9 protein-coding genes and 1 pseudogene are annotated in these 17,725 nt (G+C 62.2%); 3 read left to right on the forward strand and 7 right to left on the reverse strand.

Annotation, left to right across the window (positions count from 1 at the left end):
* The first annotated feature begins 149 nt into the window (after window positions 1-149).
* Window positions 150-1,810 (forward strand): annotated as a pseudogene (locus tag ATY76_RS26410) (OFA family MFS transporter).
* A gap of 146 nt (window positions 1,811-1,956) precedes the next feature.
* Here ATY76_RS26410 and ATY76_RS26415 read toward each other — a convergent pair.
* The 4 genes from ATY76_RS26415 to rocF form a co-directional block, all read right to left on the reverse strand.
* Window positions 1,957-3,717: a PAS domain-containing methyl-accepting chemotaxis protein gene (locus tag ATY76_RS26415; protein ID WP_088677607.1), complete on the reverse strand. Its 1,761-nt coding sequence runs from the start codon at window positions 3,715-3,717 to the stop codon at window positions 1,957-1,959.
* A gap of 251 nt (window positions 3,718-3,968) precedes the next feature.
* Window positions 3,969-4,445: a chemotaxis protein CheW gene (locus tag ATY76_RS26420; protein WP_088677608.1), complete on the reverse strand. Its 477-nt coding sequence runs from the start codon at window positions 4,443-4,445 to the stop codon at window positions 3,969-3,971.
* Between the two features lie 198 nt (window positions 4,446-4,643).
* Window positions 4,644-5,843 carry an ornithine--oxo-acid transaminase gene (gene rocD, locus ATY76_RS26425; RefSeq protein ID WP_088677609.1) on the reverse strand — a complete coding sequence of 400 codons (1,200 nt, stop codon included), beginning with the start codon at window positions 5,841-5,843 and terminating at the stop codon, window positions 4,644-4,646.
* 13 nt (window positions 5,844-5,856) lie between these two features.
* Complete coding sequence (rocF, locus tag ATY76_RS26430; RefSeq protein WP_088677610.1) at window positions 5,857-6,792, reverse strand: arginase; 936 nt, start codon at window positions 6,790-6,792, stop codon at window positions 5,857-5,859.
* Between the two features lie 122 nt (window positions 6,793-6,914).
* Here rocF and ATY76_RS26435 point away from each other — a divergent pair, with 122 nt between their 5' ends.
* The gene (locus tag ATY76_RS26435) at window positions 6,915-7,352 is read left to right on the forward strand and encodes an Lrp/AsnC family transcriptional regulator (protein ID WP_009990797.1); all 438 of its coding nucleotides are present in this window, start codon (window positions 6,915-6,917) and stop codon (window positions 7,350-7,352) included.
* Between the two features lie 15 nt (window positions 7,353-7,367).
* Here the strand turns inward: ATY76_RS26435 and ATY76_RS26440 are convergent, their stop codons facing one another.
* The 3 genes from ATY76_RS26440 to ATY76_RS26450 form a co-directional block, all read right to left on the reverse strand.
* Window positions 7,368-13,469, reverse strand: a complete 6,102-nt coding sequence (locus ATY76_RS26440) for a translocation/assembly module TamB domain-containing protein (RefSeq protein WP_088677718.1) — start codon at window positions 13,467-13,469, stop codon at window positions 7,368-7,370.
* Between the two features lie 66 nt (window positions 13,470-13,535).
* Window positions 13,536-15,464 (reverse strand): autotransporter assembly complex family protein, encoded by a 1,929-nt coding sequence (locus ATY76_RS26445; RefSeq protein ID WP_190233738.1) that lies wholly within the window; start codon window positions 15,462-15,464, stop codon window positions 13,536-13,538.
* Between the two features lie 169 nt (window positions 15,465-15,633).
* Window positions 15,634-15,891 (reverse strand): YMGG-like glycine zipper-containing protein, encoded by a 258-nt coding sequence (locus ATY76_RS26450; protein ID WP_088677611.1) that lies wholly within the window; start codon window positions 15,889-15,891, stop codon window positions 15,634-15,636.
* Window positions 15,892-16,217: 326 nt separating this feature from the next.
* On the opposite strand from ATY76_RS26450, the gene hemA reads away from it, so the two are divergent.
* Complete coding sequence (gene hemA / locus ATY76_RS26455; protein ID WP_088677720.1) at window positions 16,218-17,432, forward strand: 5-aminolevulinate synthase; 1,215 nt, start codon at window positions 16,218-16,220, stop codon at window positions 17,430-17,432.
* Window positions 17,433-17,725 lie beyond the last annotated feature (293 nt).

Raw genomic sequence — 17,725 nt, forward strand, 5'->3', positions numbered from 1 at the left:
ACTCCCTGCATGCGCCATCGTATACTGAAATTTAAATCGATTTAAATGTAACCTACCCAGAAATTCAAAGTGTTACAGCGTCCTTTGCGCTCCTGAAAAGACGGCAGCGCTCCAATCACAGCAAGGTCTGAAACAAGGAGGAGTTGTTCATGACTGCAGCGGAAACACGTACCGACGGAGCGGTGGCGGGCTCAGGCCTGCTCGATCGCGAAAGAATTGTCGCAAGGCCCGGTTTCAACAGGTGGCTGGTGCCGCCGGCAGCGCTTGCCATCCATCTCTGCATCGGCATGGCCTATGGTTTCAGCGTGTTCTGGCTGCCGCTTTCCAAGTCGCTCGGCATTACGGCCCCGACGGCCTGCCCCGACCTGACGCTCGCTTCGGCGCTCTTCACCACGACCTGCGACTGGCGCGTTGCCGATCTCGGCTGGATCTATACGCTGTTCTTCGTTCTGCTCGGTTCGTCGGCCGCCATCTGGGGCGGCTGGCTGGAGCGGGCCGGCCCGCGCAAGGCGGGTGTCGTTTCCGCCTGCTGCTGGTGCGGCGGCATCGTGCTTGCTGCTATCGGCGTCATCACCCATCAACTCTGGCTGATGTGGCTCGGCGCCGGGGTGATTGGCGGCATTGGTCTCGGCCTCGGTTATATCTCGCCGGTCTCGACGCTGATCAAGTGGTTTCCGGACCGTCGAGGCATGGCGACCGGCATGGCGATCATGGGCCTTCGGCGGCGGCGCGATGATCGGTGCTCCGCTTGCCAACTTGCTGATGAATGCTTTCAAGACCGATACGTCGGTGGGCGTCTGGCAGACCTTCATCGTCATGGCGGCGATCTATTTCGTGTTCATGATGGGCGGCGCCTTCGGCTACCGCATTCCGCCGGCCGGCTGGCGTCCCGATGGCTGGACCCCGCCTGTTGCCAAGAGCACGATGATCACCACCCGGCATGTGCACTTGCGTGACGCCCACAAGACCAAGCAGTTCTGGCTGATCTGGGCCGTGCTTTGCCTCAACGTTTCGGCCGGTATCGGCGTCATCGGCATGGGCCTCGCCGATGTTGCAGGAGATCTTCGCCGGCTCGCTGATCGGCCTGCCTGATGTCGGCTTTGCCCAGCTCGACGCCGGACAGAAGGCGTCGATCGCGACGATCGCCGCCGGTTTTGCTGGCCTGCTGTCGCTCTTCAATATCGGCGGACGGTTCTTCTGGGCGTCGCTCTCCGACAAGATCGGCCGCAAGAATACTTACTACAGCTTCTTCATCATCGGCATCGCGCTCTATGCGCTGGCGCCGACCTTCGCCGGCATGGGCAACAAGGCGCTGTTCGTTCTTTCCTTCGGCATCATCCTGTCGATGTATGGCGGCGGCTTTGCGACCATCCCGGCCTATCTTGCCGATATCTTCGGCACGCAGTTCGTCGGCGCCATCCACGGCCGGCTGCTGACGGCCTGGGCAACGGCCGGCATCGTCGGCCCTGTCGTGGTGAACTATATCCGCGAGGCGCAGATCGCCGCCGGCGTTGCACCTGGTCCAGCCCTTTATACCGGAACCATGTATATCCTCGCCGGCATGCTGGCGCTCGGCCTCGTCGCCAACGCGCTTGTCAGGCCGCTTCCGGACAAGTGGTTCATGAGGGATGACGAGGTTGCGGCGCTGCAGGCGAAGTCGGCCGCCGTCAATGCCGGTCCGACCGGCTCCTTCGGCATCGGTACCGGCGGGCTGGATGGTAAGGCCATGCTTGCCTGGGCCGTGGTCGGCATTCCGCTGCTCTGGGGCGTCTGGGTAACGCTGAAGGCGACTTTCGCCCTCTTTGGGTAACTGGTGAAAAGCGCGCCGCCTAGTTCCAGGCGGCGCGCTCTAAAGCGCATCGCGATCTTTCAGATTCGCTCTTGCGCTTTAGGTTTTTGTTTTGCGCATGTCGTTACCGCAAAACCGCTGCACACTTTTGCGCGACATGCGTTAAATCAGAATTCTTCCCAACTTTGGGCAGTTGGCGCGGCAGCGCCGTGGGCCTTGGCGACGCGCGCGACGAGATGCAGCGCCGGCGATCCCATCTGTCGCGTTTCGGGCCTGCTGACAGGCTGGGTCTGGCTCGGGAGGCGGAATTTCGACAAGAGGACACGCAGCGTTTCGGCCTCCCTCGCAAGGCTGTGGCTGGCGGCCGTGCTCTCCTCGACCATCGCGGCATTCTGCTGCGTTGCCTGGTCCATGGTGTTGACCGCCTGATTTATTTCCTTGAGACCGACGGCCTGTTCCTTCGACGCTCTGACGATTGCCTCGACATTGCCGTCGATATCGCCGACTTGGGCGACGATCTCTTCGAGCGCCTGGCCGGTCTCGCCGACGAGGCCGACGCCGTTCCTGACGAGTTCACTCGACGTGTTGATCAGCGCCTTGATCTCCTTGGCGGCCTTGGCGGAGCGTTGCGCGAGTTCCCGGACCTCCTGGGCCACGACCGCGAACCCCTTGCCGGCTTCGCCGGCGCGCGCAGCCTCGACGCCCGCATTCAGCGCCAGAAGATTGGTCTGGAAGGCGATATCGTCGATCACGCCGATGATGTTGTTGATCTCGCGCGAGGACTGCTCGATCTGGTCCATGGCCGCGACGGCATTGCGGACCACCACGCCGGATTGCTCGGCGCCTTGCTTGGTCTTGGCGACCAACCGGCCGGCTTCGTCGGCGCGGCGGCTGGAATCGTTGACGGTGGTGGTGATCTCCTCCAGCGCGGCAGCCGTCTCCTCGATCGATGCGGCCTGCTGTTCCGTCCGCTTGGAGAAGGTATCGGCCGACGCGCCGATTTCGCGCGAGCCGGCGGCGATCGCGCCGGCGTTTTCGCCGATCGTCTTCATGGTTTCGGCAAGGTCGCCGATGGCGGTATTGAAATCGTGGCGCAGCTGTTCCATCGAGGGAACGAAAGGCGTATCCACCGTCCGCGTCAGGTTGCCTTCGGAGAGGTCGCGCAGCGCGGTGCCGAGCTGAGCAATGGCACTCATGCGTTCGGTGACGTCGGTTGCGAATTTTACGACTTTGTTGACCTTGCCGTCGGCATCGAGGATCGGGTTATAGGCTGCCTGTATCCAGATCTGCCGGCCGCCCTTGCCGAACCGGACGAATTCATTGGCGATGAATTCGCCCCGCGCCAGCCGCTTCCAGAAATTGGCATAGTCTTCTGTCCTGGCGTAGGCAGGATCGCAGAACATGCTGTGGTGCTTGCCGGCGACCTCGGCGAGCGAATATCCCAGCGCATTGCAGAAATTCTCGTTGGCGGTCAGGATTTCGCCCGTGGGCGTGAATTCGATTACCGCCTGCGAGCGTGAGATCGCTTCCAGCTTGCCGGCATCATCGACGGCCTTCCGTTTCGCCGCTGTGATATCGGCTGCAAACTTTACGACCTTGAACGGTCTGCCGCCCCTGAAAACCGGGTTGTAGGACGCCTGAATCCATATTTCTCTGTTGCCCTTGGCGAAACGCTTGTAGGCGCCGGCATCATATTCGCCGCGTCCGAGCCGTGCCCAGAATTCGCGGTAATCGGCAGTCGCCGTATAGGCCGGTTCGCAGAACATGCTGTGATGCTTGCCGAGGATTTCGTTCAGGTTATAGCCAAGCGCACGGCAGAAATTCTCGTTCGCCGCCAGGATATTACCCTTGAGATCGAATTCGATGATTGCCTGCGATTTGGAGATGGCATCGAGAATGTATTTTGAATCGGAGGATAGCCCAAACATATCCGTCTCTCTGAAGTCCACAGCTGTCGCTGTTTCGGCCTGATAGAAGCGAAGCGGGGCATTCCGAGGACCGGAGACATGTCATCCGTAGGCTTCGTCACCCATAGTGGTGGCGCGTGGTTAATATTGCGTATAAAAGCGATCGCTAATTTTAAAGTATCGCACACTAACGGCAAGCATAGACTGCGCTGTGACCGATAACAAAAACCGCCCGGAGAGGCGGTTTTTCATTGCCGAATTGTTTTGGAAGATCAGGCGGCCAGTTCGTCCGTCTCGTTTTCCTTGAACATCTTGGCGAGGTTCAGGAAGCAGATCATGCCATTTTCCGAAGCGATGATGCCTTCGCAATAGGCGCGGTCGAAGGAGGCGGTTACCTCAGGCACCGGCTGGACCTGGCTGGAGGAGATGGTGAGAATGTCCGAGACGCGGTCGACCAGCATGCCGATGACCATGCTGTGGACTTCGGCGACGACGATGGCGCTCCGCTCATTGGCGACCGTGCTCTTCATGCCCAGCTTATAGGCGAGATCGATGATCGGGATGACCGAGCCGCGCAGGTTCATGACACCGATGACGTCGGCCGGCGAATGCGGGATCGGCGTCGACGGCGCCCAGCCGCGGATTTCGCGGATGGTCGTGGTCTTGACGCAGAATTCCTGGTCATGCAGGCGGAAGGCGATGATTTCGAGCGTGTCGCCGCTGAAGCTAGTGGAATTGATCGTGGCCATTAGAATTCTTCCCAACTGTCGTAAGCCAAAGCAGAAGCGGGTGCGCCACCATTGGCGCTGACAAGCCTTGCCTTCACACCACGCGATGGCTTGGCGCTTGGCGAAGCATCGTTACGGTTACGACGACATTAGCGAAAGAGTGTTGCCCAAATCTAAATCGGCAGACGCGTTTATGAACGTTTTCGGCCTGGATTTACTTCAGCTGATCGTCTTTTCGATCTGCGAGACCGCCCAATCCACCTGTTCCCGCGTGATGATCAATGGCGGAGCGAGGCGAATCGTATGGTCATGGGTGTCCTTGGCGAGAAGGCCGCGTTCCTTCAGCGCATGGCAATATTGCCGCGCGCCGCCGGCTTCGGGCTCGAGTTCGATCGCCATCATCAGGCCGCGGCCGCGCACGTCCCTGACGATGTTCGAGCGGATCGAGCGGAGGCCTTCGAGAAAATAGTCGCCCATGGCAGCGGCGTTCTCGATCATGCCCTCCTCCACGAGCACCTTGAGCGCCGTGCGCGCCACCGCACAGGCGAGCGGATTGCCGCCGAAGGTCGAGCCGTGCTGGCCGGGCTTCAGCACGCCCAGCACCTCGGAATTCGAAAGCACGGCCGATACCGGGTAGAAGCCGCCGGACAGCGCCTTGCCGATCAGCGTCACATCGGCCTCGATGCCTTCGTGCTCCTCGGCCAGCAGCTTGCCGGTGCGGCCGAGACCGGTCTGGATCTCGTCGAGGATCAGGGTGACGTTGTTATCAGTGCAGAGCTCGCGGATGCGGGTGAAATAACCGGCCGGCGGGATGATGACGCCGGCTTCGCCCTGGATCGGCTCGATCAGGGCGGCAACCGTATTGCCATTGATCGCGGCCTCGAAGGCCTCGGCATCGCCGAAGGGAATGGTGCGAAAGCCGGGCGTGTAGGGGCCGAAGCCGGTGCGGGCGTCGGGATCGGTGGAGAAACTGATGATGCTCAGCGTCCGGCCGTGGAAATTGTCGGCGCAGACGATGATCTCCGCCTTGCCCTCGGGCACGCCCTTGACCTCGTGCCCCCATTTGCGCACAGCCTTGATGGCGGTTTCGACCGCCTCGGCGCCGGAATTCATCGGCAGGATCTTATGGGAGCCAGTGAGCGCCGCAAGCTCTTCGTAGAGATAGGCGAGCTGGTCGTTGCGGAAGGCGCGGGAGGTCAGCGTCAATCTTCCCGCCTGCTCGACCATGGCGGCCAGGATCTTCGGGTGACAGTGGCCTTGGTTGACGGCGGAATAGGCCGAGAGGCAATCGAGATAGCGATTGCCTTCGGTATCCCAGACATGAACGCCTTCGCCGCGCGTCAGCACCACGTCGAGCGGCTTGTAATTGTTGGCGCCGAGCCGCTGTTCCGTGGCGATCAGTTTTTCCGACGTGTTCATGGCTTTCTCCCCTCTATGCTGCGCGTGTCGGGCGGTCGAAGATGCGGCGGCCGAAGAGGCTTGCCGTCAGCTCCACGAGGATGCGGGCGCTCTTGCCGCGATCGTCGAGAAACGGATTGAGTTCGACAAGATCCAGCGACGAAACGAGGCCGCTGTCCGAAAGCATTTCCATGACGAGATGGGCCTCGCGGAAGGTCGCGCCGCCGGGCACCGTCGTGCCGACGCCGGGGGCGATATCGGGATCGAGGAAATCGAGATCGAGGCTGACATGCAGCAGGCCGTTCGCCTTGGCGACGACGTCGAGAATATGCCGCATGATGGCGCCGATGCCCTGCTCGTCGATCGCCCGCATATCGAAGACGTTGACGCCGTGTTCATGGATTTCCTCGCGCTCGCGCGCATCGACCGAACGGATACCGACCTGGAAGACATGCTTCGGGTCGACGAAGGGACGGTCCTTCGGCAGGATTTCGGCGAACTCCGCCTCGCCGCAGAAGAAGGCGACGGGCATGCCGTGAATATTGCCGGAGGGCGAGGTGGCGGGAGAGTTGAAATCGGCGTGCGCATCGAGCCAAAGCACGAAGAGCGGCCGGCCTTTGCTGGCGGCATAGCGGGCCATGCCGGAGACGCTGCCCATGGAAAGGCTGTGGTCTCCGCCGAGAATCAGCGGAAAGCGGCCGGCGGCGGCAACCTCATAGACGCTGCTTTCGAGCGCGCGGGTGAAAGCGCCGACGATCCTCAGATTATGGGCTTTGGGATGATTCGGCAGATCCATCGCCGGCACGATGCTGAGATCGCCGTTGTCCGCGACATCGTGGCCGAGATCGATCAGCGTCTGGTCGACGCCGGCAATGCGGAGCGCCGCAGGGCCCATGGCGGCGCCCCGGCGGCCGGAGCCTTCTTCCAGCGGTGCGCCGATGAGGGTGACAGATCTCGATTGGACATTCATTCGGGGGCTCCGGATTGAGGCCTGTTTTGGCCGATAGTGGGATAATGGGTTGCCGGCAAAAAGATGGAAAAGTGTCAGAAATGAATTATGATTGCGCAGATTGATAAAGCTATTTTGACAAAGTGATCAGCGTGGATGATCTCGATACCGAACTTCTGAGCGCCCTTCGCCACAATGCCCGAATTTCCGTTTCATCGCTTGCGGCGATTACGGGCGCATCGCGGGCGACGGTGGCCGCCCGCATCGACCGGCTGGTGGCCAGTGGCACCATTGTCGGTTTCACTATCCGCACCAGCCACGAGACCCGGTCCGCCGGCGTGCGCGCCATCGTGATGATCGAGGTGCTCGGCAAACTCGCCGACAGGGTCGCCGATCAGCTCAGGGGCTTGCCGCAGGTCCGCGCCCTTCACAGCACCAACGGCAAATGGGATTTCGTCGCCGAACTCGAGGATCGCGACCTTGCTTCCTTCGACGAGACGCTGCGCCGCATCCGGCTGATCAACGGCATCAACTCGACCGAGACCAATATTCTTCTGAAGACGAGCAAGACCGGTTTCTAAGCAGTCCCAGCCGGCTCAGTATTCTCGTTCATAGACGATACCGGCTTCGCCGTCGCCGTTGCCGCCGGCTGCGCCGCGCAGTTTGACGCCGCGGCCGACATCGAGGTTGATGATGGCCTTGGCGCCGGCCGCGCCACCCTGCTGCAGTTCGAAATAGGTGCGGTCGTTGAGATAGCGGCCGACACTGACGCTCGTCTGGCCCTTCTCGTCGGTGCTGATGTCGAGGTCGTCGACGCCGAGCTGGTTGCGCAGGCCTTCGAACAGCGAGGTGGAGCGGTTGCCGGCCAGTTGGCTGACGGCGTCGGCGAGCTGGGCGATCTGCACCGGCGAGAGTTTCGACATCGACTGGCCGAATATCAGCTGCGCCAGCACCTCGTCCTGCGGCAGCTGCGGCGAGGAGGAGAAGGTGATCGAGGGATCGGTGGCAAGGCCGGCGACATCAACGGTCAGAGTCGTCGTACCGGAGGTGGAGGTCGCTTCCATGTCGAGCGCCGGCGTCAGGTCGCCGGCAAAGGTGATCCTGCTCTTGTCGGAGAAATCCAGGCGGCGGTTGAGGATGGTCAGCCGGCCGCGGCGCATGGTGAAGCCGCCGGTCACGATCGGTGCTGCCGCCGTTCCACGGATCGTCACGCTGCCGCCGACTTCGGCATCGATGCCGCGGCCGCGCACGAAGATGTGCGAGGGCGCGTCGATTTGGAGATCGAGGGTGAGAACCGAGGATTTCTCTCCCGGCTTCCGCTCGCCCTCGTCGCGCAGCTGCGCAAGCACCGCACGCGGCGCATTCTTGTGGCGGATGTCGATTTCCCGCAGCGAGGTCGGCAACTTTTCCGGAATGGTGATCGAGGTCTTTTCCAGCTGGAGCTTGCCGTTCAGCGTCGCGCTCATGACCGGTCCGCGCAGCCCGAGGTTGCCGCTGACGGTCGAGACGACGAGCGTTCCATCGACATAGACCGCCTTGTCGAGCTTGATCGAAATATCGGCGGGGAATCCGCCGGCCGGTTGGATGCCGATGGTGCCGCTTGCCGAAATCGTGCCGCCGCCGCCGAGATTGCCACTGAGGCGGGAGATGACGGCCTGGTTGCCATTGAAGGTCACGGTTGCCGCGAGATTGTTGACGGCGAGATTACGTCGGACATCGACGAGTTTTGCGCCTGACGTCGCGACCGTGCCGTTGATGACGGGTGTCGCGGCCGTTCCGCCGATCCGGAGATCGACGGTGGCGACGCCGTCGGCGACGAAGCCCTGCTCGGCCAGCGGCGTGCCGAGTACGGCGAAGGGAAGATTGCCGTTGAAGCGCATGTCGAGGGCGCGATTGCCAGATATCATCACGCTGCCGCCGCCTTTCAGCGACATGCCGGCGTCACCGGCGAGGCTGGTGTCGACCGTCAGCTTGTTGTCGGCAAGCTTGCCTGATGCGCCGATGGTGAAGGGCGAGAGGCCGGCGCCTTTCGTCTGGCTCGTCGCGGCGTTCTTCCAATCGACCTTGAAGTCGACGGAGGGCGCCGATAGCGCCCCGGCCGCCTTTGCGGTTGCCGAGACAGTGCCTTCGGCGGCAAGACCGGGAACGAAGCCATTGGCGATGCCGGCCGGAACATTCTCGGCATTGGCCGTGACGTCGACCGAGCGGATCGACGTGCCTGCGATGGCGAGGTTGCCGGCTGCCTTCACGGCAATGCCGCCGCTGCCGCTGAGATTGGCATCGAAATCCAGCCTGTCGCCAGCGTATTTTCCCGTCGCCGCCAGGGCAAGGCGGGAAAGGCCGGCAGCCTTGGTGTGGCTGGTCGCGGCATCCTTCCAGTCGAGCTTGAAATCGACGATCGGATCGGTCGGGGTTCCCGACGTGATCGCGCTTGCCGAAATCATGCCCTCGGCGCCGAGACCGGGGACGAAGGCATTCGCGATATTTGCCGGCAGGGCAGGGATATCCGCATTGATCGAAAGATCGCGAATGGCGGTCCCCGCGATCGTTACGCCGCCCTTCGCCTTGGCCAGCACGCCGTCCCTGCCGGTGAGGTTGGCATCGAAATCGACCCTGTCGTTGACGAATTTGCCGGATGCCGCAGCACTAAGGCCGGAAAGGCCGCTGCTCTTGGTCTGTGCGGTTGCGGCATTCTTCCAGTCCAGCTTGAAATCGACCGCCGGCTTCGGCAGCGCTCCGGAAGCGGATGCCGTTCCCGATACGGTGCCTTCTGCGGCGAGACCCGGCACGAAACCATTGGCAAGGCCCGCGGGCAGATTGGCGAGATCGGCCTTGACGTCGAGATTGCGAACCGATGTTCCCTCTATCGCGACATTGCCGGCGGCCTTCAGGGAGAGGCCACTCTCGCCGCCGAGATTGGCGTCGAAATCGAGCCGGTTATCGGCGAAACGGCCGGATGCGGCCAGTGCGAGGCCGGAGAGACGGGCGCTCCTGGTGTGGCTGGTCGCAGCGTCTTTCCAGCCGAGCTTGAAGTCGGCCTTCGGTGCGGCAGGCGTGCCGGCGGCCGACATAGTGCCTGAAATTGTGCCGCCGGCGGCAAGATCCGGAACGAAGGCGTTTGCGAGGCTGGCGGGAATATTGGCGATCTCGGCATCGACCTTCATGTTGTCGACCGCCGTGCCGGCAAGAGCGACATTGCCCACGGCCTTCAGCGAGAGGTCCTTCTCGCCGCTCGCCGCCGCGTTGAAATCAAGTTTGTTGTCGGCGAATTTTCCCGACGCAGTCACGCCGAGGCCGGCAAGGCCGGCGCGTCTGGTGTGGCTGACCGCAGCGTTCTTCCAATTGATGTCGAAATTCGCGGCCGGCGCCGAAAGAGAGCCTGCGGCCGAGAGTTTGCCCGAGATCAGGCCTTCTGCGGCGAGATCGGGAACGAAGCTGTTTGCGATGCTGGCCGGGACATTGTCCAGCGCCGCATCGACCCTGACGTCGCCGACCGTCGTGCCGGTGATGCCGATATTGCCGTTCGCCTTCAGCGACAGCCTGTCGGCGCCTGTGACCGCCGTGTCGAAATCGAGCTTGCTGTTTGCGAATCGCCCCGATGCCTTTACGGCGAGATCGGCAAGGCCGGCGCGCTTGGTATGGCTGGTCGCAGCACCCTTCCAATCGAGATCGAAATCGGCAGTGGGAGCGATTGCCGAGCCGGAGGCGGCCAGCTTTCCGGTTATCGTGCCTTCTGCGGCGAGGTCGGGAACGAAGCCATTGGCGATGCGGGCCGGCAGGTTGACGATATCGGCGTTTACATCGAGGACCGGGGCCGCCGGATCGGCGAGTCCAACATTGCCGGCGGCCTTGAGCGAAAGACCGTCAGCACCGCCGACCGTCGTATCGAAATCAAGCCTCTTGTCGGCGAATTTGCCGCCGGCTGTGATGCCGAGCGGCGCAAGGCCAGCCCCTTTGGTCTGACCCGTCGTTGCGTCCTTCCAGTCAAGCTTGAAGTCGGCCACGGGCGCGGCAGGCGTTCCCGTTACGGCAATCGTGCCGGAAATCGTGCCGCCGGCCGAAAGGTTCGGCACGAAACCGTTGGCGAGCGCGGCAGGCAGCTCTCTGATATCGGCGTCGAGTTTCAGCGTTTCGCCGGCGGAGCCAGTGACCGAGACGGAGCCGGCTCCCGTTTTCAACGTCAGCCCGTTCAGATTGGCGGTGCTGCCGGTGACCGTGACGCGCGTCGGTGCGGCAAGCTCGATCGGGATGTTGCGCGGGCTTGCCGAGAAGCGATCGAGGTCCAGGCCGATATTGTCGCCTGAAGTCTCGATATTGCCGTCCGCCATTACAGGATTGCCGTCATAGGCGGCATCGAGGTCGAAGTCGGTACGGTCCTGCTGCTTGGTAAAGCCGAGCGAGAGGCCGGCAAGCCTGTTCGTTCCGGCGCTCAGTTCTTCGGCTTTCACCGTGCCGTTTGCCGCAAAGGCGCCGAGGTCGCTGATCGTGACGTCGATATCCGGCTTAACGATTGCAATCGTATCGCGACGGATCGCGTTGCCTGACGCAAGCAGCTTGAGCCCGATCCTGCCGCTATCGCTGCTGACGTCGATGGAACCTTTGAGATCGCCTGCGGCCTTCTGACCGCCGAGCGCGGCGAGCAGGCCGATATTGGGGAAATCGAAGGTCAATGCGCCGGTCGGCTCCAGGGAAGGCGACACTTCGAAATTGCCGGTCAGTCGGTTGCCGCCGATATCGGCGGTCAGTGCCGGAATTCTGGTCTTGCCGTTCTCTGAGAGAATGTCGCCGTTGATGCCGATCGGCTGGCCGTCGATCGCCCCGGTGGCGGCGATCTTGCCCTGCGGCGCCTTGGGATCGGCGATGCCCGAAAGGTCGACATTGAGGTTGGTAAGGGCGCGGCCGGCCATCTCCAGGCGGGGGGCCTTGAGATTGGCCGTCACCGAGATGGCGGGCAGCTCGCCGCCCATTCTCAACGCATAGCCTGCGCTGCCGCTGGCGCCCGCCATCAGTCTGCCGATGTCCGGCAGCCGGCCGGAAAGATCGGCGTTCAACGCCGAGCCGTCGAGCGCCACATTGCCGGCGGCTTCGAGCGTCGTCGAGGAGAGGGCGATATTGCTGAAGGCGAATTTTGACGGGATGGTGCCGGCCAGCTGGCTTTCGAGCGAAATCGGCCCATCGAATTTGCCCGTCAGCGCAACCGGCAAAGCTGCCGGTTCGATGGTCAGCTTGACGTTGCCGGTCAGCGCCTGATCCGCCTGCCGGTAGGAACCGTTGAGGGTGCCGTTGATGTTGGCGCTTTCGACGGTGGTGCCGTTGAAGCCGATGCCGTCGCGCGAGATCTGCAGCGGCGCGGCGATCGTCACCGGCCCTTGAACCGCGCGATTGAGGTTCGGGTCGGTGAAGGTCGCGTCGCCGGCAACGAGGCGCAATTGAACGCTGCCGGAACGGGCGGCGAGATTGAAGGCGTCGCTCTTGGCCGTCAGCTTGACATTACCGATATCGGCCTGCGGAAGCCTGGCGGAATCGAGGGAGCCGCTGACGTTCAGCCGGGCCGCCTGCGCGTCGCCTGTCAGCGCCAGGTTGAGGCCCGATATCAGGAAGCGCGCTTCACCCTCGGCGAGAGGCCAGCGAAAATCGACTGGACCGGATGTGCCGAGCAGATTGGCGTTCAGGCTGTTGTTGCCGGACGGATCGAGCGTGCCCGATGCGGCAATCACGACGCTGCCGGTCGCAAGGTTGCCGGTCTGGATATCGATCTTGCCGCGGTTATCGAAGGTGGCGGCAAGATCGATATTGGTCTGGCCGGCAAAAAGCGGCCGGAACGCCGCCGGCAGAAGCGAGCTCAGATCGCCGCCGCCCTTGAGGTCGAGATGGTGGAGCCCGTCCGCAGCGATGGCATGCCGGCCCTCGACTGCGGCGCGCTGCTGTCCGTCGAGCGCGGCCTGCAATTTGCCCGTCCAATCGGAGATCGGTCCTTGGCCGTCGAGAGTGATGTTGACCGCCGGATCGCCCGGCAGGCCGAGAAAGCCGGCCACCAGCCCTCCCTTCGGCTCGGAAAGATTGGCTTTCAACTGCAGCCTGTTTTCGGCCGGCGCATAGGCAATGTCGGCAGTAAGCCGGGCATCCGGGACGGCGTGGCGGCTGACGTTGATGGCGCCCTCGCCACCGTTGCCGTCCGCCGACAGGTTTCCTTCGGCGGCAAGGGCGAAGGCGCGGCCGGCAAAGGGTTCGGCAAGTTTGATATCGGGCAGGGTCACGCGGTCTATATCGACCTTGATCGGCAGGCTGAAGCCGCCGGGATTTTCGGCCGCGGGCCGCGAGGGCAGGGTACGTACCGGCTTGCGCAGCACGTTGACCGAATCGATCTCGAAGCGTTTGGCGTGGAAGGTGCCGGTCAGCAGCGCCAGCGGATTCCAGTCGATCGCGATGCCGTGAATTTCGGCGAAGACGCCCTTGGTGTCGGAAAGGGAGATGTCGGCGGCCCGAAGCCCGCCAGTCAGGAGGCCTTCCGGTTCGCGAACTTCGATCGTCATGTCGCGGTTGGAAAGGGTGGAGGCGATCCTTTCGGTGACGATGCGGGCGCCGAAACTCGTAAAGCCGAAGATCGCAAGCGCTGCGACGGCGAGAATCAAAATGGCGCCCACGGCATAGCCGGTGAGCCGAATGATCCAGTTGACGATTTTTGCCAGCGTTTGCATCGGCGCGGACACTACCCCGTTTTCATGACGGCCCACAGGTTGGAAAACAAAGCGGTAACGGCAATCCTAGAAGGATTGGCCTATGCCGGCGTAAATTCCGTAATCTGTGCCATCTTCGTACTTGTTCAGCGGCATGGCAAAATCAAGCCGCAGCGGGCCGAAAGGCGTTGCATATCGTATTCCCGCGCCGGCGCCGGCGCGGATGTCGGAAAAACCGGGGAAGGTGCTGTCCGATACCGTACCGACATCGACGAAGGGCACGATGCCGATCGTATCGGTGATCTTGATGCGGGCTTCCAGCGAAGCGGTCACATAGGAGCGGCCGCCGGTGGCCTCGCCCACATCATTATAGGGCGAGATTTCCTGATAGCCGTAGCCGCGCACCGAGCCGCCGCCGCCGGCAAAAAAGCGCTGCGTGGCGGGAATATCCTCGATCCCGCCGCCGCCGATCAGCACACCGGCGGCAACCTTGCCGGCGAGCACCAGACGGTCTTCGGCGCCGAACGGCAGATAGCCGGAGATCGAGCCCTCGAAGGCCGCATAGGGCGTGGCGTTGAAGATCTCGTAGCCGGGCTTTGCCGAGAGCGTGGCGCGATAGCCCTGCGTCGGGTTGAACTTGTCGTCGCGCGCGTCGCGATCATACTGGATCGGCAGGGTAATGGTGAGATAGTCGTTGGTACCGAAGGCGTCGTCGTCACGCTCCCAGCTGACCTCGCCGCTTGCCGAGATCGTGTCCTGATCGGTCAGTTCGTAGGAAAGGCCGAGCGAAGCGGTGACCAGCGTCGCATTATAGGCGTCCGGATTCTCGGTCTTGGCGACGATGCCGGCTTTCAGCGTGGCGGCCGGAAAGAAGGCGCCGGGCTTGGTGAAGAGGATGCCGGCGGAATAATCGAGGCTGCCGACATCCGTCGTCTCTCCGAGCCGCGAGACCGATCCCTCGATCCTCAGCGTTTCGGCTTCGCCGAAGAGATTGCGATGGCCCCAATAACCCTGGACGCCGAAGCCGTCGATGGTGGAATATTGCGCGCCGACGCCGAAATAGCGCCTCTTGCCTTCCGAAACCTCGATCGTCATCGGCAGCGTGCCATCCGGCGCCAGCGCGTCGCCTTCATGAATGGTGACGCTCGAAAAGACGCCGAGGGCGCGCAGGCGTTCGCCGGCCTTCTTCAGCGCTTCCGGGGAGTAGGCCTCGCCCTTGTTCAGCCGGGAATATCGCTGGATGAAGCCTGGTTTGACGGTCTTTTCGCCGGTGACGCCGACATCGCCGATCGGAGCGATGGGCCCGCCTTCGGCGGCAAGCACGATATCGACGGTGTCGCTCTTGTGATCGGCGACGACCCTGCGTTCCGTCAATTTGGCGAAGGGCCGGCCTTCGCTCTTCAATTGTTCGACGATCTTGTCGCCGGCCTTGATGATGGCGAGCGAGCCGGCTTGAGCGCCCGGGGCGAGATCGTAATCGGCCGGATTGCGGCTTGCGGCGTCGCCGCCGAACTGAACCTCCTTGACCCTGAAGACGGGCCCGGGAGTGATATCGACGGTCACGGGGATCGGTCCGGAGCGGTTGAAGGTCGGGTTGGGCGGCAAATCGTCGATGTTCTTGCCGTCGATGGTGATTGTCACCACGCCGCCATAGCGGGCCTTTTCGTATAAGGCGGCAATCAGCCGTTCACGGTCGTCGCGCGCCTTGACGACGACACCGAGATCGCCGGACACCGGCTGCTTCTGGTCGCTGACGAGGCGGGAACTGTTTTGCAAGGCTTCCCTGAGGTCGGGATCGGCGGTATCGGCCTTGAGATCGACCTGGTAGCGCACAGGATCGGGCACCTGCTCGCCTTCGTCTTCCTCTTTGCCGAAGATGGTAATGCCGAAAAGCTTGAAGGCGTAAGCATCGCCGATCAGGACCGGTGAGAATGCAACTGCCGCTGCAACCACCATCATGGTGCCTGTTCGCCGATACGCAATACCTGTTTTCGGGCCTGTCCCTCTTATCCGCATCCGCTGCTTTTGGTTACGCCTACAATGAAGCTTCGTTGCCCAGCCGTGAACAGCTTAGCGGCAAAATCGCGCGGGGTGTACCATTTTAAATTGCTGGCGCGCTAATTTAGCACAAAAAATCCCGGATGTGTGTCCGGGATTTCCTGATTTGGCCGGTGTGCAAGCGCTCTCAGCGCGGGCAGGCGTCGATGTAGCGGCGGCCGTAGCGGTCGCGATAGTAGCACTGGCCCGGCTGTTCGGCGACGCTGCCGATGAGGGCGCCGGACACGCCGCCGATAGCGGCGCCGACGGCCGCGCCACGAACGTCACCGGTGACCGCACCGCCAATGACGGCACCGGATGCAGCGCCGATGCCGGCACCCTGCTGGGTCGGCGTGCAGCTTGCGATCGACAGGCCGATCAATGCGAGTATGACAGCTTTCTTCATTACTTTTCTCCTGGGTTGTCGCCCAATGGGCATAGGCCGTCCCTAGTCTTTTTTGCCACGCTAGTGCGAAAACTATGTCGGAAGAAAGGGTTGTCCACTCTTGTGCCGATTTTTTTGCAATGGGGACGTTGTCGTCGCCGGGTAGTTTTCGCGAATTTCGATGGGGTTATGCCGCATCGATTCATTCATCCCAGCTTGCGTATTTTTTTATCTGGAATCATTCAAAAAACTGGGCCTTTTGCCGCAGTTGATGTTAAAGCAAAGGGTAAGCATTGACGCGCGGACGTCCGGTCGGCAAGAACGGCCGCGCGATACTGGAGCATATGATGGATTTCGAAGCGTTTTTCAAAAACGAGCTGGACGGGCTTCATGCCGAGGGCCGTTACCGCGTTTTTGCCGATCTCGAGCGTCACCGCGGCAACTTCCCGCGCGCGACGCGCCATACGGCCGATGGCGAAAAGGAAGTCACGGTCTGGTGCTCCAACGACTATCTCGGCATGGGCCAGAACCCCAAGGTGATCGAGGCGATGAAGAACGCCATCGACCACTGTGGCGCGGGTGCGGGAGGCACCCGGAATATTTCTGGCACCAACCACCATCACGTCATGCTCGAGCGTGAGCTTGCCGATCTCCACGGCAAGGAATCGGCACTGATCTTCACCTCCGGCTATGTCTCCAACTGGGCGGCGCTTGGCACGCTCGGCGCCAGGATCCCGGGGCTCATCATCTTTTCCGACGCGCTGAACCATGCCTCGATGATTGAGGGCATCCGCTACGCGAAATGCGACAAGGTGATCTGGAAGCACAACGACATCGCCGATCTCGAGGCCAAGCTTAAGGCCGCCGATCCGAAGGCGCCGAAGCTGATCGCCTTCGAGAGCGTCTATTCGATGGATGGCGATATCGCCCCGATCAAAGAAATCTGCGATCTCGCCGACAAATACGGCGCGATGACCTATCTCGACGAAGTGCATGCGGTCGGCATGTACGGCCCGCGCGGCGGCGGCATTGCCGAGCGCGAGGGGCTGATGGACCGGCTGACCGTCATTGAGGGCACGCTCGGCAAGGCCTTCGGTGTCATGGGCGGCTATATCGCTGCTTCGGCGGCTCTTTGCGATTTCATCCGCTCCTTTGCCTCCGGCTTCATCTTCACCACCGCGTTGCCGCCGGCGCTCGCCGCCGGGGCGGTCGCTTCGATCCAGCACCTGAAGGTCAGCCAGTTCGAGCGTGCCCGCCATCAGGACCGGGTGCGCAAGCTGCGCTCGCTGCTCGATCAACGCGGCATTCCGCACATGCAAAATCCCAGCCATATCGTGCCGGTGCTGGTCGGCGATGCGGCCAAGTGCAAGTGGATCTCCGACCTGCTGCTCGACAATTGCGGTGTCTACGTCCAGCCGATCAACTATCCCACGGTGCCGAAGAAGACCGAGCGGCTGCGCATCACCCCGACGCCGCTGCACTCCGATGCCGATATCGCCCATCTCGTCGAGGCGCTGCATTCGCTCTGGTCGCGCTGTGCGCTGGCAAGGCACGTCGCCTGATTCTCTCGACATCGTCCGGTTCGAATCGCGGCCAGAATCTCGATCGGGTTCTGGCCGCGATTGTTTGGCAGCCGTAAGAGCTCGTCGTAAGCCTTTCTCCAACTGAACAACGTCATCCGACGCTGGCATGTGGGAACATGCCTACCGCATCGACAGGTTCCGTACGCGTGTTTTTTCACCGCGCAGCACCCTTCGATCAGATCTTCCGATTTGAATGAGAAAACCTTTTCTCACTTGACAGTGAAGTTGGTAAAAGCTTTTCTCAGTCCAACTTGAGAAGGAGGACGTGCCTG

It is taken from the genome of Rhizobium sp. R339, from assembly GCF_002211395.1.
In the GTDB taxonomy this organism is placed as follows: Bacteria; Pseudomonadota; Alphaproteobacteria; order Rhizobiales; family Rhizobiaceae; genus Rhizobium.

Bases quoted from the DNA above. Each gene is read 5' to 3' on its own strand.
- hemA (WP_088677720.1), top strand. From the start codon at position 16,218: ATGGATTTCGAAGCGTTTTTCAAAAACGAGCTGGACGGGCTTCATGCC.
- ATY76_RS26450 (WP_088677611.1), bottom strand. From the start codon at position 15,891: ATGAAGAAAGCTGTCATACTCGCATTGATCGGCCTGTCGATCGCAAGC.
- ATY76_RS26445 (WP_190233738.1), bottom strand. From the start codon at position 15,464: ATGCGGATAAGAGGGACAGGCCCGAAAACAGGTATTGCGTATCGGCGA.
- rocD (WP_088677609.1), bottom strand. From the start codon at position 5,843: ATGAACACGTCGGAAAAACTGATCGCCACGGAACAGCGGCTCGGCGCC.
- rocF (WP_088677610.1), bottom strand. From the start codon at position 6,792: ATGAATGTCCAATCGAGATCTGTCACCCTCATCGGCGCACCGCTGGAA.
- ATY76_RS26440 (WP_088677718.1), bottom strand. From the start codon at position 13,469: ATGCAAACGCTGGCAAAAATCGTCAACTGGATCATTCGGCTCACCGGC.
- ATY76_RS26415 (WP_088677607.1), bottom strand. From the start codon at position 3,717: ATGTTTGGGCTATCCTCCGATTCAAAATACATTCTCGATGCCATCTCC.
- ATY76_RS26420 (WP_088677608.1), bottom strand. From the start codon at position 4,445: ATGGCCACGATCAATTCCACTAGCTTCAGCGGCGACACGCTCGAAATC.